The 14,636-nt window shown below is 73.3% G+C and carries 11 protein-coding genes; 6 read left to right on the top strand and 5 right to left on the bottom strand.

All coding sequences use genetic code 11. From position 1 onward, the window contains the following. Positions 1 to 62: 62 nt before the first annotated feature. The 3 genes from aspS to HOY81_RS13550 all read right to left on the bottom strand — a co-directional run bounded on the left by aspS (position 63) and on the right by HOY81_RS13550 (position 3,822). Positions 63 to 1,865, bottom strand: a complete 1,803-nt coding sequence (aspS, locus tag HOY81_RS13560) for an aspartate--tRNA ligase (protein ID WP_237320602.1) — start codon at positions 1,863 to 1,865, stop codon at positions 63 to 65. A gap of 302 nt (positions 1,866 to 2,167) precedes the next feature. Beyond that, positions 2,168 to 3,127 (bottom strand): pirin family protein, encoded by a 960-nt coding sequence (locus HOY81_RS13555; RefSeq protein ID WP_237320588.1) that lies wholly within the window; start codon positions 3,125 to 3,127, stop codon positions 2,168 to 2,170. Between the two features lie 131 nt (positions 3,128 to 3,258). Beyond that, a complete protein-coding gene (locus HOY81_RS13550; protein WP_237320587.1) occupies positions 3,259 to 3,822 on the bottom strand; it encodes an SseB family protein in 564 nt (187 codons plus the stop codon). Positions 3,823 to 3,938: 116 nt separating this feature from the next. On the opposite strand from HOY81_RS13550, the gene HOY81_RS13545 reads away from it, so the two are divergent. From HOY81_RS13545 to HOY81_RS13525, 5 genes are all read left to right on the top strand, one after another. Beyond that, positions 3,939 to 5,765 carry an acyl-CoA dehydrogenase gene (locus HOY81_RS13545; protein ID WP_237320586.1) on the top strand — a complete coding sequence of 609 codons (1,827 nt, stop codon included), beginning with the start codon at positions 3,939 to 3,941 and terminating at the stop codon, positions 5,763 to 5,765. Positions 5,766 to 5,930: 165 nt separating this feature from the next. Next, entirely contained in the window at positions 5,931 to 7,985 is a 2,055-nt protein-coding gene (locus HOY81_RS13540) for a response regulator transcription factor (RefSeq protein WP_237320585.1), read from the top strand. A 277-nt stretch (positions 7,986 to 8,262) separates the two neighbouring features. Next, complete coding sequence (locus HOY81_RS13535; protein ID WP_237320584.1) at positions 8,263 to 9,648, top strand: FAD-binding oxidoreductase; 1,386 nt, start codon at positions 8,263 to 8,265, stop codon at positions 9,646 to 9,648. A gap of 37 nt (positions 9,649 to 9,685) precedes the next feature. After that, positions 9,686 to 10,981, top strand: coding sequence for a M18 family aminopeptidase (locus HOY81_RS13530; protein ID WP_237320583.1), 1,296 nt, complete (start codon positions 9,686 to 9,688; stop codon positions 10,979 to 10,981). A gap of 285 nt (positions 10,982 to 11,266) precedes the next feature. Continuing rightward, on the top strand, positions 11,267 to 11,494 hold the full coding sequence (locus HOY81_RS13525) for a hypothetical protein (RefSeq protein ID WP_237320582.1): 228 nt from the start codon (positions 11,267 to 11,269) through the stop codon (positions 11,492 to 11,494). A gap of 77 nt (positions 11,495 to 11,571) precedes the next feature. Here the strand turns inward: HOY81_RS13525 and HOY81_RS13520 are convergent, their stop codons facing one another. Together HOY81_RS13520 and HOY81_RS13515 are read right to left on the bottom strand one after the other, a co-directional pair. Then, on the bottom strand, positions 11,572 to 13,467 hold the full coding sequence (locus HOY81_RS13520; RefSeq protein WP_237320581.1) for an NHL domain-containing thioredoxin family protein: 1,896 nt from the start codon (positions 13,465 to 13,467) through the stop codon (positions 11,572 to 11,574). Positions 13,468 to 13,529: 62 nt separating this feature from the next. Continuing rightward, positions 13,530 to 13,775, bottom strand: a complete 246-nt coding sequence (locus HOY81_RS13515; protein WP_237320580.1) for a GntR family transcriptional regulator — start codon at positions 13,773 to 13,775, stop codon at positions 13,530 to 13,532. Between the two features lie 344 nt (positions 13,776 to 14,119). Here HOY81_RS13515 and HOY81_RS13510 point away from each other — a divergent pair, with 344 nt between their 5' ends. After that, positions 14,120 to 14,500 carry a hypothetical protein gene (locus HOY81_RS13510; RefSeq protein ID WP_237320579.1) on the top strand — a complete coding sequence of 127 codons (381 nt, stop codon included), beginning with the start codon at positions 14,120 to 14,122 and terminating at the stop codon, positions 14,498 to 14,500. Positions 14,501 to 14,636 lie beyond the last annotated feature (136 nt).

The raw sequence follows: 14,636 nt of genomic DNA, 5'->3' as shown, positions 1-14,636 counted from the left end.
CCGGGCGAGCGCCGGGGCGTACGGGCCGGCTCCCGTACGCCCGCCCGCGCGGCGCGCGCCGGCTACATCTCGCTGGGCGACTCCGCCTTGCGGGCCTGCTGGACCTGCGGCGGCTTGCGCACGGAGAGGTGCAGCTCGCGCAGCCGGGCCTCGTCGACCTCGGTGGGCGCGCCCATCAGCAGGTCCTGCGCGTTGCCGTTGAGCGGGAAGGCGATGGTCTCCCGGATGTTCGGCTCGTCGGCGAGGAGCATCACGATGCGGTCCACGCCCGGGGCGATGCCGCCGTGCGGCGGGGCGCCGAAGCGGAAGGCGCGCAGCATGCCGCCGAACTCCCGCTCCACCTCGTCCTCGGAGTAGCCCGCGATGCCGAAGGCCTTGAACATGATCTCCGGCTCGTGGTTCCGGATGGCGCCGGAGGAGAGCTCGACGCCGTTGCAGACGATGTCGTACTGCCAGGCCAGGACGTCCAGCGGGTCCCGGGTCTCCAGCGCCTCCAGGCCGCCCTGCGGCATGGAGAAGGGGTTGTGCGAGAACTCGATCTCGCCGGTGTCCTCGTTCCGCTCGAACATGGGGAAGTCCACGATCCAGCAGAAGCGGAAGACGTTCTCGGCGAAGTGGCCGGTGCGGCGCGCGACCTCCACGCGCACCGCGGACATGATCTTCGAGACCTCGTCGAACTCGCCGGCGCCGAAGAAGACCGCCGTGCCCGGCTTGGCGTCCAGCGCGCCCAGCAGCGCGGCGACGTTCTCCTCGGTGAGGAACTTGGCGATCGGGCCGGTGAGCTGCCCGCCGTCGCCGACCCGCACCCAGGCCAGGCCCTTGGCGCCCTGCTCTTGGGCGAACTCGCCCATCTGGTCGAAGAACTTCCGCGGCTGGTCGGCGGTGTCCGGCACCGCGAGGGCCCGTACGTGCTTCCCGGCGAAGGCCTTGAACTCGCTGCCGGCGAAGACCTGCGAGACGTCGACGAGCTCCAGCTCGGCACGCAGGTCCGGCTTGTCCGTGCCGTACTTGAGCATCGCCTCGCGGAAGGGGATGCGGGGGAAGGGAGAGGTGACGTGCCGGCCGTTGCCGAACTCCTCGAAGACGTCCGTCATCACCTTCTCGATGACCCCGAAGACGTCCTCCTGCTCGACGAAGCTCATCTCGACGTCGAGCTGGTAGAACTCGCCGGGCGAACGGTCGGCGCGGGCGTCCTCGTCGCGGAAGCAGGGCGCGATCTGGAAGTAGCGGTCGAAGCCCGCGATCATCAGGAGCTGCTTGAACTGCTGCGGGGCCTGCGGCAGCGCGTAGAACGTGCCGGGGTGCAGGCGGGAGGGGACCAGGAAGTCGCGGGCGCCCTCCGGGGAGGTGGCGGAGAGGATCGGGGTCGCCATCTCGTTGAAGCCCAGGTCGGTCATCCGGCGGCGGAGCGAGGAGATGACGGCGGAGCGCAGCATGATGTTGCGGTGCATGCGCTCGCGGCGGAGGTCGAGGAAGCGGTACTCGAGGCGCTTCTCCTCGTTCACCCCGTCCTCGGCGTTGATCGTGAAGGGGATCTGCTCGGCGCTGCCGAGCACCTCCACCTCGGCCACCTCGACCTCGATCTCGCCGGTGGCCAGCTCGGGGTTGACGTTCTCCGCACCGCGCGCGGTGACGGTGCCGTCGACCCGGACGACGCTCTCCTTCGCCAGGCCGCTCAGCAGCTCGGCCACCTCGGTGCGCTCGGGCCGCACGACGAGCTGGACGATGCCGTGGTGGTCGCGCAGATCGAGGAAGAGGATGCCGCCCAGGTTCCGCCGATTGTGCAGCCAGCCGCTCAGCCGGACGTCACTGCCGACGTCGGAGGCGCGGAGCTCGCCGCAGGTGTGGGACCGGTACCGATGCATCATTCATCCAAGTCGTCGGCGCGGAGTTCTCTGTCGGTGACGTCACCCGAGCGGCTCGGCAGAAGTCGCCCGAGAAGCGCATATCAGGGTACCGCCCCGGCTGCTCCTCCCTCGCCCTGTCATCCACAACCTGCAGGAAGGGGGGCAATGCGTACAGCGGGCGCCGGCGCCGTGGGCGCCGGCCTCTGGTCCTGGCGCGGAGGTTCCCTGCCCGGTCGGCAGCGCTCGCCGGCGGCGCCCGTACGCCCCGCGGGGCCTGCGGGCACCCGCGGGGCCCGCAGGCCCCGCGGGTCAGGTGCGGGTCAGGCGCGGGAGGCGGGGATGCGGCCGAGGCGCCCGGCCTGGAAGTCCTCGAAGGCCTGGGCCAGCTCGGCGTGGCTGTTCATCACGAACGGCCCGTAGTGCGCCACCGGCTCGCGCAGCGGCCGCCCGCCGAGCAGCACGATCTCCAGGTCGGGGGTGTGCGCGTCCTGCCGGGTGTCCGCCCGTACGGTCAGCGCGTCGCCCGGGCCGAAGACGGCGGCCTGGCCCAGCTCGACCGGGCGGCCCTCCCGGCCGGCCGTGCCGCGTCCGGCGAGGACGTAGGCCAGGGCGTTGAAGTCGGCCCGCCAGGGCAGGGTGATCTCGGCGCCCGGGGAGACGGTGGCGTGGATCATGGTGATCGGGGTGTGGGTGATGCCCGGGCCCTGGTGCCCGTCGAGCTCGCCGGCGATGAGGCGGAGCAGGGCGCCGCCGTCGGGGGTGGTGAGCAGCTTGACGTTGCCGCCGCCGATGTCCTGGTAGCGGGGGGCGGTCATCTTGTCCCGGGCCGGGAGGTTGACCCAGAGCTGGAGGCCGTGGAAGAGGCCGCCGGAGACGACGAGCTCCTCGGGCGGCGCCTCGATGTGCAGCAGCCCGGAGCCGGCGGTCATCCACTGGGTGTCGCCGTTCTTGATGGTGCCGCCGCCGCCCTCGGAGTCCTGGTGCACGAAGGTGCCGTCGATGAGGTAGGTGACGGTCTCGAAGCCGCGGTGGGGGTGCCAGGGCGTGCCCTTGGGCTCGCCGGGCGCGTACTCCACCTCGCCCATCTGGTCCATCATGATGAACGGGTCGAGGTGCCGGTGGTCGATGCCCGCGAAGGCGCGGCGGACGGGGAAGCCCTCGCCCTCGAATCCGGTCGGTGCGGTGCTCACGGCGAGTGCCGGGCGGTGCACGGTGTCCTCGCCGGCGGGGTGGGCGACGCGGGGGAGCGCGAGCGGGTTCTCCACGGTGATCGCGGGCATGGGGGGACCTCCTCAATCCGGAGACCCAGAATAGTTCAATATTGAACGGCATGCCACGCCGCCACGCCGCGCCCGGGTGGCGGATGTGCGCCCCCGCGGTCCGCTGCGCACCCCGGCACCCCGGCACCCCGTCAGCCGTACATGCTCCGCATCGCGAAGTCGACCATCTCCTCCACCGCCTTGGCGTCGAAGACCACCCGGTGATCACCCTCCATGTCCAGCACGAAGCCGTAGCCCGAGGGAAGCAGGTCCAGCACCTCGGCGCCGGTGATCACGAAGTACTTGGACTCCTTGCCGGCGTACCTCCGCAGCTCCTTGAGGGTGGTGAACATGGGGATCACCGGCTGCTGGGTGTTGTGCAGGGCGAGGAAGCCGGGGGTGTCGCCGCGCGGGCAGTAGACCTTGCTGGTGGAGAAGATCGCCTGGAAGTCCTCGGGCCCCATGGAGCCGGTGGTGAAGGCACGCACCGCCTCCGTGAGCGAGGGCGGCGAGGGCTCGGGGTAGAGCGGCTGCTGGCCGTAGGGAGGGGGCGCCTCCTGGTGTGCGGCGTACTGCTGATGCCCCTGATGCCCCTGGTGGTAGCCCTGGTGGGTCTGCTGGTGCCCGTGTCCCGGGTGGGGTCCCTGGTGCACGTGCTGCTGCCCGCCGTGCGGATGGCCGTGCCCGGTCGAGGCCGTCTGCTCGTAGCCGTACATGCGGAAAAGAGTAACGAGTCACAGATCCGGACGAGGGGTTGCAATAAATTACCGACGGGTAGCATCATCGGTAGCGACTACTGACTGGTACGAACGAGCCTTACGGAGCCGTCGCCATGGGGCACTACAAGTCGAATCTCCGCGACATCGAGTTCAACCTGTTCGAGGTGCTCGGCCGCGACTCGGTGTACGGCACCGGACCGTTCGCCGAGATGGACGTCGAGACCTCCAAGAGCGTGCTCTCCGAGATCGCCCGGCTCGCCGAGAACGAGCTGGCCGCCTCCTTCGAGGACGCCGACCGCAACCCGCCGGTCTTCGACCCCGAGACGAACACCGCCCCCGTCCCCGCCTCCTTCAAGAAGAGCTACCAGGCCTACATGGACGCCGAGTGGTGGCGGCTGGGCATCCCGGAGGAGATCGGCGGCACCACCGCCCCGCGCTCCCTCCTCTGGGGCTTCGCCGAGACCATCCTCGGCTCCAACCCCGCCGTGTGGATGTACGCCTCCGGCCCCGCCTTCGCGGGCGTCCTCCACGAGGAGGGCACCGAGGAGCAGCACAAGATCGCCAAGCTGATGGCGGAGAAGCAGTGGGGCTCCACCATGGTGCTCACCGAGCCGGACGCCGGCTCGGACGTCGGCGCCGGCCGCGCCAAGGCCGTGCAGCAGGACGACGGCACCTGGCACATCGAGGGCGTGAAGCGCTTCATCACCTCCGGTGAGCACGACATGTCCGAGAACATCGTGCACTTCGTGCTCGCCCGCCCCGAGGGCCACGGCCCCGGCACCAAGGGCCTGAGCCTCTTCGTCGTGCCCAAGTACGACTTCGACTGGGAGACCGGCGAGCTCGGCGAGCGCAACGGCGTCTACGCCACCAACGTCGAGCACAAGATGGGCCTGCGGGTCTCCAACACCTGCGAGATGACCTTCGGCGCCGACCACCCGGCCAAGGGCTGGCTGCTCGGCGAGAAGCACGACGGCATCCGCCAGATGTTCAAGATCATCGAGTTCGCGCGGATGATGGTCGGCACCAAGGCCATCGCCACCCTCTCCACCGGCTACCTCAACGCCCTGGAGTACGCCAAGGAGCGGGTGCAGGGCGCCGACCTGTCGCAGTTCACCGACAAGACCGCCCCGCGCGTCACCATCACCCACCACCCCGACGTCCGCCGCTCGCTGATGACGCAGAAGGCGTACGCCGAGGGCATGCGCGCCCTCGTCCTCTACACCGCCTCGGTGCAGGACGACATCCTGCTCAAGGAGCACAACGGCGAGGACGCCTCCGCCGAGCACCGCCTGAACGACCTGCTGCTGCCGATCGTCAAGGGCTACGGCTCGGAGAAGTCCTACGAGCAGCTCGCCCAGTCGCTGCAGACCCTCGGCGGCTCCGGGTACCTCCAGGAGTACCCGATCGAGCAGTACATCCGGGACGCCAAGATCGACACCCTCTACGAGGGCACCACCGCCATCCAGGGCCAGGACTTCTTCTTCCGCAAGGTGGTGCGCGACCAGGGCCAGGCCCTCACCGCGCTCTCCGAGGAGATCAAGAAGTTCCTGGCCGAGGCCGAGGGCGGCGAGGAGCTCGCGGACGCCCGCGACCAGCTCGCCAAGGCCGCCGTCGACCTGGAGGCGATCGTCGGCACCATGCTGACCGACCTGGCGGCCACCGAGAAGGACGTCAAGGAGATCTACAAGGTCGGCCTCAACACGACCCGCTTCCTGATGGCCTCCGGCGACGTCGTCATCGCCTACCTGCTGCTGCGCGGCGCCGCCGTCGCCCAGTCCCAGCTGGGCGGCGCCTCCGCCAAGGACCAGCCCTTCTACCAGGGCAAGATCGCCGCGGCGAAGTTCTTCGCGACGAACATCCTGCCGGGCGTGGGCGTGCAGCGGCAGCTCGCCGAGAACACCGACCTCTCGGTGATGGAGCTGGACGAGGCCGCCTTCTGACGGCCTGACGGCCTCCGGTTCCTGAGCCGGGCCGGTCGCCCGCCCCCGGGGCGGGCGACCGGGCGGCGGCGACGGGACGGGACACGGACACCGGGTCCGCTATGCGCCGTCCGCTCCCGTTGCCGGAAACGACTCCCTATCCTGAGGACAGGAAGGGAGCCGCACATGACCGTCCGGCCGCTTCCCGCACTCGCACGGGCACGGGACGCCGCGGCCCGGGAGGACTGGGCCGACGCCTACGCCCTGCTGCGCGCCCTCGACACGGCCGGCGGCCCGGACGGCACCGGCACACCCGCCCGCGGCCGCGGCCACGGCGCTCCGGGCACCGCCCGGAGCCTCGCCGCCGGCCCGCTCACCCCCGACGACCTCGTCGCCCTCGCCGACGCCGCCTGGTGGACCGGCCACACCGAGGAGTCCCTGGACGCCCGGCTGCGCGCGTACGCCGGCTACGCCGCCGCCGGCGACACCCGCCGGGCCGGCCACACCGCCTGGATGCTCTTCTACGACCACCGCGACCAGGGACACCTCGCCACCGCCACCGGCTGGCTGCACCGCGCCCAGCAGCACCTCGACGGCCAACCCGAGTGCCTCGAGCAGTGCTACCTCGCCTGGATCGAGGCCGAGGACGCCCAGGAACGCGGCGCACCGCAGGCCGCCCTCGCCGCCGCCCGCCGCATGACCCGCATCGCCCGCAACTGCGGCAGCCGCGACCTGCTGGCCATGAGCCACCAGGTGCACGGCAGCCTGCTGCTCGCCCAGGGCCGTACGGCCGACGGCCTCGCCCTGCTGGACGACGCCATGTGCGCCGTCACCGCCGGCGAACTCAGCTCCCTCTTCACCGGCTGGATCTACTGCCTGGCCCTCACCCACTGCATGGCCGCCGCCGACCTGCGCCGCGCCGCCGAGTGGACCCAGGCCGCCATGCGATGGTGCGCTAGCCGGCCCACGGCGAACCCCTTCCGCGGGCTGTGCCGGGTGCACCAGGTCGAGGTGCTGGAACTGCGCGGCGACTGGCCCCGGGCGGAGGCCGAGGCGGCCCGGGCCTGCGCCGAACTGACACCGGCCATGGAACCCGTCGCCGGGGAGGCCCACTACGTCGCCGGGGAGATCCACCGGCGGCGCGGCGACCTCGCGGCCGCGGAGGCGGCGTACACCCGCGCCCACGAGCTGGGGCGCTCCCCGCAGCCCGGGCTCGCCCTGCTGTGGCTCGCCCAGGGCCGCGCGGAACCCGCCGTGGCCGCCCTCCGCCTCGCCCTGGCCGGCCAGGAGACAGGGAGCCGCTCCCTGGAAGGGCGAGACGAGGGCGGCCCGGCACCGGGCCCCGGGGCCGGGGCACCGGGCGCCGCGCCAGCCGCCTCGCCGGGCCCCGGGGAGGAGACGGGGGAGGGCGCCGGGGACGACGCTGCGGAGGGCGCAGCCGCCGAGGCAGCCGCCGCGGAGGCGTTCGGCGGAGACCGGCTCGGACGGTCGCGGCTGCTGGCGGCACAGGTGGAGGTCGAACTGGCCCTCGGCAACGTCCCCGCCGCCCGCACGGCCGCCGCCGCACTGGACACGCTCGCCGCCACCGGCCCGCCGGACGGCGGAGCCGGCCTGCTGCACGCGACCGCGGCCACCGCACGCGGGGCGGTCGCCCTCGCCGCACTCACGGAGGCGGCGGAATCCGCGGGGGCCACGGGGTCCGCGGGGTCCACGGGGTCCGCCGCGCCCGCGGGCGGCATGGGCGGCACCACGCATGCCGGCGCCGGCGCTGGTGCGCACGCCCGCGCCGGTCCGGAGGCCGGGCCGGCCCTGCGGCACCTCCGCCGGGCGCTGACCTGCTGGCTGGAGCTGCGGATGCCGTACGAGGCGGCCCAGGTACGGATGATGCTCGCGGCGGCCGACCGCGTGGCCGGCGACACCGAGGGCGCCCGGCTGGAGCTCCAGGCGGCCCGGACGGTCTTCGCCCGGATGGGCGCCGAGCCCGACGCCCGGCGTGCCGCCGCCCTGCTCTCACGCGGGGACCGGGGGCTGCCCGGCGGGCTCTCCCCGCGCGAGGCACAGGTACTGCGACTGGTCGCCGCCGGACGCACCAACCGGGAGATCGCCCACGAGCTGACCCTCAGCGAACACACCGTCGCCCGCCACCTCAACAACATCTTCGCCAAGCTGGACGTCGGCTCCCGCGCGGCGGCGACGGCCTACGCCTTCACCCACGGCCTCACCGGCCCCGACCTCGCCTGAGCACCGGCTCCGCCCTGTGCATGGGCCGTTCTGCCCATGCGCCGCCCACGCCGGTTGGGCGGTTCCGGCGATGCCCGGGCCGGCCCCCGCGCCGTACAACGGCAGCACAGGCAGGAACCCGGACCGCCCCGGAACCCGCCCCACGGCACCGGAGAGACCGGGTCCCGGACTCCACCCGGCGGAACCCGCGCCCCGAGGCCCCAGCCCCGGGACCAGGGAACCCCGAGGCCGGGGACCCCGCCCGCCGGGGCGCACCCCACGAAAGCGTGATGCCGCCATGACCACCCTCCTCACACCCCCGCACGAGGTCCCCCTCGGCGCCCTGCACCGCACCGTGCACGGCGAGGTCACCGGCCCCGCCGACCCCGGCTACGACCTCGCCCGGCGGGTCTACAACGCCCAGCACGACAAGCGCCCGGCGGTCGTCGTCCGGGCGGCGGACGCCGCCGACGCCCTCGCCGCCGTCGGCTTCGCCCGCGACCACGGGCTGCCGCTGGCCGTCCGCGGCGGCGGCCACTCCGCCGCCGGCCACGGCACCTGCGACGACGGAGTCGTCCTCGACCTGGGCGGGATGCGCGGCATCCGCGTCGACCCCGAGCGGCGCACCGCCCGCGTCGAGGGCGGCTGCACCTGGGCCGACGTCAACCACGCCACCCACCCCTTCGGCCTCGCCACCACCGGCGGCGTCGTCTCCACCACCGGCGTCGGTGGGCTCACCCTCGGCGGCGGCATGGGACACCTGGCCCGGCGCTGCGGCCTGACCTGCGACAACCTGCTGTCGGCCGACGTGGTCACCGCCGACGGCTCGCTGCTCACCTGCGACGCGGACCACCACCCCGACCTCTTCTGGGCGCTCCGCGGAGGCGGCGGCAACTTCGGCGCCGTGGTCTCCTTCCTCTTCCGCCTGCACCCCGTGGCGGACATCCTCGGCGGCCCCGTCTTCTTCCCGCTCGACGGCGAGGTGCTCCGCCGCTGGCGGGAGCTGATCGCCGACGCACCGCCGGAGCTGAACGCGCTCTTCGCCGTGCTGCTCGGCCCGCCCCTGCCGTTCCTCCCCGAGCGGTGGCACGGCCGCCCCGTCTGCGGAGTGCTGACCTGCCACAGCGGCCCCGAGGAGGAGGACGACCGGGTGCGCGCCCGGATCGAGGCACTGGGCCCCGTCCTCGGCCGGCACCTGGTGCGGATGCCGTACCCGGTGATCAACACCCTCTTCGACGAGGACCTGCCACCCGGCCTCCACCACTACTGGAAGGGCGCCTTCGCCCGCGAGCTGACCGACGGAGCCATCGACGTCCACACCACCTACGGGCAGACCATCCCCTCCCCGCAGAGCGACACGATCATCTTCCCGATCGACGGCGCCTGCCACCGCGCCGGACCCGAGGACACCGCCTTCGCCTACCGCGACGCCACCTTCTCCACCGCGTTCGGCGCCAGCTTCACCGACCCCGCCGACACCGAGCGGAACACCGCCTGGACCCGCGCCTACGAGGCGGCGCTGCGCCCCCACTCCCAGGAGGGCGGCTACGTCAACTTCCTCAGCGCCGACGACCAGGGCCGGGACCGCACCGCCTACCGGCAGAACCACGACCGCCTGGTGGCGATCAAGCAGCGCTACGACCCCGGCAACCTCTTCCACCTCAACCTGAACATCCGGCCCTGAACCCGCCCCCTGCCCCGCCGTCCGTATGCTGGACGGCATGAGCAGCGCCCCCGCCCGCTTCGACCGCGGCCACACCGACGACCTGATGTCCTTCCTGACCCAGGCGCCGACGCCGTACCACGCCGTGCGCGCCGCCGCCGACCTGCTGGAGAAGGCCGGCTTCCGGCAGCTCGAGGAGACGGCGGAGTGGGACGGGGCCGCCGGCGGGCGGTACGTGCTGCGCGGCGGCGCGCTCATCGCCTGGTACGTCCCCGAGGGCGCGACGCCCGCGACCCCCTTCCGCATCGTCGGCGCCCACACCGACTCCCCGAACCTGCGGGTCAAGCCGCTGCCGGACACCGGAGCCCACGGCTGGCGCCAGGTCGCCGTCGAGGTCTACGGCGGCACCCTGCTCAACACCTGGCTCGACCGCGACCTCGGCCTCGCCGGCCGCCTGACCCTCAAGGACGGCTCCACCCGGCTGGTCAACGTCGACCGGCCGCTGCTGCGCGTCCCCCAGCTCGCCATCCACCTCGACCGGCAGGTCAACGACGGGCTCAAGCTGGACCGCCAGAAGCACATGACCCCCGTCTGGGGCCTCGGCACCCCGCGCGAGGGCGACCTGCTCGCCTTCCTCGCCGAGGAGCACGACCTGCCGGCCGACGGGATCGCCGGCTGGGACCTCATGGTGCACAGCGTCGAACCCCCCGCCTACCTCGGCCGCGACCGCGAGCTGCTCGCCGGCCCCCGCATGGACAACCTGCTCTCCGTGCACGCCGGTGCCGCCGCCCTCGCGGCCGCCGCCGCACGCGGCGGCGACCTCGGCGCCATCCCCGTGCTGGCCGCCTTCGACCACGAGGAGAACGGCAGCCAGTCCGACACCGGCGCCGAGGGACCGCTCCTCGGCAACGTGCTGGAACGGTCCGTCCTCGCCCGCGGCGGCGGCTACGAGGACCGCGCCCGGGCCTACGCGGGCACCCTCTGCCTCTCCTCCGACACCGGCCACGCGGTGCACCCCAACTACGCCGAGCGCCACGAGCCGGGCCACCTGCCGATGCCCAACGGCGGCCCGATCCTCAAGGTCAACGTCAACCAGCGGTACGCCACCGACGGCACCGGCCGCGCCGTCTTCGCCGCCGCCTGCGAACGGGCCGGCGTCCCCTGGCAGACGTTCGTGTCGAACAACGCCATGCCCTGCGGCACCACCATCGGCCCCATCACCGCCGCCCGGCACGGCATCACCACCGTCGACATCGGCGTCGCATGCCTCTCCATGCACTCGGCCCGCGAACTCTGCGGCTCCGACGACCCGTTCCTGCTGGCCAACGCGCTGACGGCGTTCCTGGCGGAGTAGCGCGGCACACGGAACGACCCGCGTCGCGGAGTGGCCCGCCCCGCGTCGTAGCCCGCCCCGCGCAGTGACGCGTGCCCCGGGCGGCGCATGGCCGCTTCCGTCCGCCCGTCCGCCCGGGCGCGCGCGGCCGTGCGGCCATCCGGCCGCCTGCGCCGGGCGCGTGCCCTGCGCACTCCGCGAGGCGGCCGAGTCCCCGGTACCGCCCGCCGGTTGATTGGCCGTCACGGCCCGGGGGTACCCGGGCGCCGTACGAGCCCGAAGAAACAGCCGAACGGAGGCGGATTCGTGGGCATCGTGGTCTGCATCGTGATGGTGGCGCTCGGGGCCATCCTGACCCTGGCGCTGGACTGGAACATCGAGGCGGTGAACCTCGACGTCGCCGGGCTGATCCTGATGGCCGTCGGCCTGCTGGGGCTCTCCACCTACGTCAGCATCTTCAAGCGGCGCAAGACACAGCCGCCGTCCCCGGCGGCCCCGGTCGTCGTGGAGGACAACCGGCACCACCTCGAGTGAGGGCACGGCACCGCCCGTACGGTGACTTCCCGTCAGACGCCGGGCGCCGTACGGCGGGTGCTCCCGTGCCCCGCTCCTCAGACGCCGGGGATGGCGCCGGTGACGTCGTCCGCACCGCCGTCATCCCCGGCGTCCGTGCCTTCGCCCGCCCCCTCGTCCATCCCGGCGAGCACCAGCGGCAGCCGGCCGGCGCCCTGCGCGCTGACCCGCACCGGCACGCCCCAGTCCTGCTGGTGCACATGGCACGCCGGATACGGGTTCGCCGGGTCGTCGTCGCAGGACGCCGCCATCGCGGAGACATGCAGCACGCCCTCGGCCACCCCGTCCGCCAGCATCAGCTCCCGGTGCAGGTCGGTGCCCGTTCCCGCGCCGTCCGCCAGCAGCTCCGGCGGGGTCGCGCTCACCAGCAGCCGGGTGGACGGCCCGTACCGGGTGTCCAGCTTCTGCCCCTCCGGCGCCCGGAACACCACGTCCAGCCGCAGCGTGCCCGGCGCCACCTCGGTCGCCGCCCGCTGTGTGCGGTGCGCGACCCCCTCGACCCGTACGGCCCGCTCGGGCAGGCGCAGCCGGGTCAGCCGGTGCCGGGCGGACTCCACGACCACGATCTCCTCGCCGTCCAGCACCGCGCCGGACGGCTCCCGCAGGTCCGTGGCGAGGGTGGAGACCTGGCCGGTGGCGGGATCGTAGCGGCGCAGGGCGTGGTTGTAGGTGTCGGAGACGGCGACCGAGCCGTCCGGCAGCGCCGTCACCCCCAGCGGGTGCTGGAGCAGCGCCTGCCCGGCGTCCCCGTCCCGGTGGCCGAAGTCGAAGAGGCCGGTGCCGACGGCCGTACGGACCACGCCGTCCGCGTCCACCCAGCGCAGCGCGGAGGTCTCGGAGTCCGCGACCCAGAGCCGGTCACCGGCCGCCGCCAGCCCGGAGGGCTGCGCGAACCACGCCTCGGCCGCCGGGCCGTCGACCAGGCCCTCGTTCGTCGTGCCCGCCGCGACGGCGACGGTGCCGACGGCCGGGTCGTACGTCCACAACTGGTGGACACCCGCCATCGCGATCCACACCCGGTCGCCGAACCACGCCACGTCCCACGGTGACGACAGCGCCACCTCGCGCGCCGGGCCGCTGGTGGCCGAGCCCTGCCACCACTGCTGCCCGGTGCCGGCGACGGTGGCGACCTCGCCGGTCGCCGGGTCGTACGTCCGCAGCGCGTGGTTCACCGTGTCCGCGACGATCACCGTGCCGCCGGGGAGCAGCGCCAGGCCCTGCGGTTCGCTGAACCGCGCCTCGCCGGCCGGACCGTCGGTCAGCCCGCGCTCGCCGGTGCCGACGCGGCGCAGCACCGTCTCGCCGTCCGCGTCCAGCTCCACGAGCTGGTGCCGGGTGGTGTCGCTGACCAGGAAGCGGGCCCCTTCGCCGCCTGCTCCCTCCCCCGGCAGCCGGATCGCCTTCCCCGGGAAGCGCAGGTCCGTCGCCTCCGGCTCCGGCGGCACATACGGACCGTCGCCCCGGTGCAGGGTGCCCTTCGCCTCGTGCTCCGCCTCCAGCTCCTCGACCAGCTTCGCGAGCGCGTGCGCGTGCCCCTCGCCGGCGTGCTGGGCGACGACGTACCCCTCCGGGTCGAGCACGACCAGGGTCGGCCAGGCCCGTACGGCGTACTGCTTCCACGTCGCCAGCTCCGGGTCGTCCAGCACGGGGTGGTGCACCTCGTACCGCTCGACCGCGTCCCGCACGGCCTGCGGTTCGGCCTCGTGCACGAACTTCGGCGAGTGCACGCCGACGATCACCAGCGTGTCCGCGTGCCGCCGCTCCAGCTCGCGCAGCTCGTCCAGCACGTGCAGGCAGTTGATGCAGCAGAACGTCCAGAAGTCGAGGACGACGATCCGCCCCCGCAACCCGGCGAGGCTCAGCTCCTCGCCACCGGTGTTCAGCCAGCCCCGCCCCTGCAGCTCAGGAGCCCGTACCCGCACACGCTTGGTCATGCCCACCAGCGTGCCATCCGGGGACGGCACGGCCGCCGGGGGCCTGCCTCCGCCCGCATGCGCTACTCGGCCTCCCTCTCATCCGGCCGGAGCACGAACGTACCCATGCCGACCTCGCTGCGGGTGAGCCCTTCAGCCCGCACTTTCTCCATGGCGCGCTGGGCCGTGCTGTTCACCACCCCGAACTCGGTGGCCACCTGGACCACGCTGGGGATCTTGGTGCCCGGTGGGTACGTCCCGTCCTTGATCCGCTCGATGATCACTGCGGCGATCTGCGGCCACATGGCACGGGTACGGTCGATCTCCATAGCACATATCGGAGTGCACCTCGGTATTCTTCGCATCTCAAGTGCACTTCGGTATACTTCAGTGTACCTAGTAACTGATGGACCCCCGCGGCCGCTGCCACGGCCCGGGGGCATGGCCACTCGCTACAAAGGAGCGAATGACGCATGAAGCGTATCCGCCGCGCTTTTGCACGCCTACGGGGCGTGCCTGCCGAGCCGCCGCCTGTTCCGCCGACCCCGCGCTCCACCGCCCACGCCCGACCGCGGCGCACCCTTTGCCCGTGGCCGGAGCCGTTCGACGGCGACGCCACCGCCCTCGTCCGGCCGTACGTCCTCCTGTCCGCCGTACGCAACGGGGAGGCGCTGTGAATCAACGGCTGCGCCGCCTGCCCTGGCCCTCGGAGACCGGCAAGCCGGCCTACCTCTCCACCGACGACCCCGACAGCCTGCTCTCCCGCATGGCCGACTCCGTCGAGACCACCATGCTCGAGTCCGCCGAAGATGTGGGGCGGCTCGCCCACACCCTCCTCCACGACGCCATCCCGCTCACCGAGGGCGAACTGCGCTCCACCGCCACCCGCCTCGTGGAGTCCGTCCGCGACGCCACCCACGTCGCCCGCCTCCGCGGCCAACGGCTCGGGATGGACGAGGGCGACGCGGAGCCGGAAGCTCCCGACCCTCCGAACACCCGCCCCCACCTCCAAGCCGTCCGCACAAGTCCACAGGACGACCCACCGCGCACGTAACCATGCCCCGCCGGGACGTCGGCACTGGCTTCCCCGCGGCGGGCGCTGCGGGGAAGCCACGAGGCCCCGCTACGGGAGCCACCCAGCCGAACAGGCCGCCACCCTGTCGGGCGTGGGACCACCCCCGCGTGCGCGG

The organism is Streptomyces sp. JJ36, assembly GCF_021696945.1.
Taxonomy (GTDB): domain Bacteria; phylum Actinomycetota; class Actinomycetes; order Streptomycetales; family Streptomycetaceae; genus Streptomyces.
The sequence above is the reverse complement of the archived record's forward strand: the minus strand, read 5'-3'. Positions and strand labels throughout refer to the sequence as shown.

Bases quoted from the DNA above. Each gene is read 5' to 3' on its own strand.
- aspS (WP_237320602.1), bottom strand. From the start codon at position 1,865: ATGCATCGGTACCGGTCCCACACCTGCGGCGAGCTCCGCGCCTCCGAC.
- HOY81_RS13555 (WP_237320588.1), bottom strand. From the start codon at position 3,127: ATGCCCGCGATCACCGTGGAGAACCCGCTCGCGCTCCCCCGCGTCGCC.
- HOY81_RS13550 (WP_237320587.1), bottom strand. From the start codon at position 3,822: ATGTACGGCTACGAGCAGACGGCCTCGACCGGGCACGGCCATCCGCAC.
- HOY81_RS13545 (WP_237320586.1), top strand. From the start codon at position 3,939: ATGGGGCACTACAAGTCGAATCTCCGCGACATCGAGTTCAACCTGTTC.
- HOY81_RS13540 (WP_237320585.1), top strand. From the start codon at position 5,931: ATGACCGTCCGGCCGCTTCCCGCACTCGCACGGGCACGGGACGCCGCG.
- HOY81_RS13535 (WP_237320584.1), top strand. From the start codon at position 8,263: ATGACCACCCTCCTCACACCCCCGCACGAGGTCCCCCTCGGCGCCCTG.
- HOY81_RS13530 (WP_237320583.1), top strand. From the start codon at position 9,686: ATGAGCAGCGCCCCCGCCCGCTTCGACCGCGGCCACACCGACGACCTG.
- HOY81_RS13520 (WP_237320581.1), bottom strand. From the start codon at position 13,467: ATGACCAAGCGTGTGCGGGTACGGGCTCCTGAGCTGCAGGGGCGGGGC.
- HOY81_RS13515 (WP_237320580.1), bottom strand. From the start codon at position 13,775: ATGGAGATCGACCGTACCCGTGCCATGTGGCCGCAGATCGCCGCAGTG.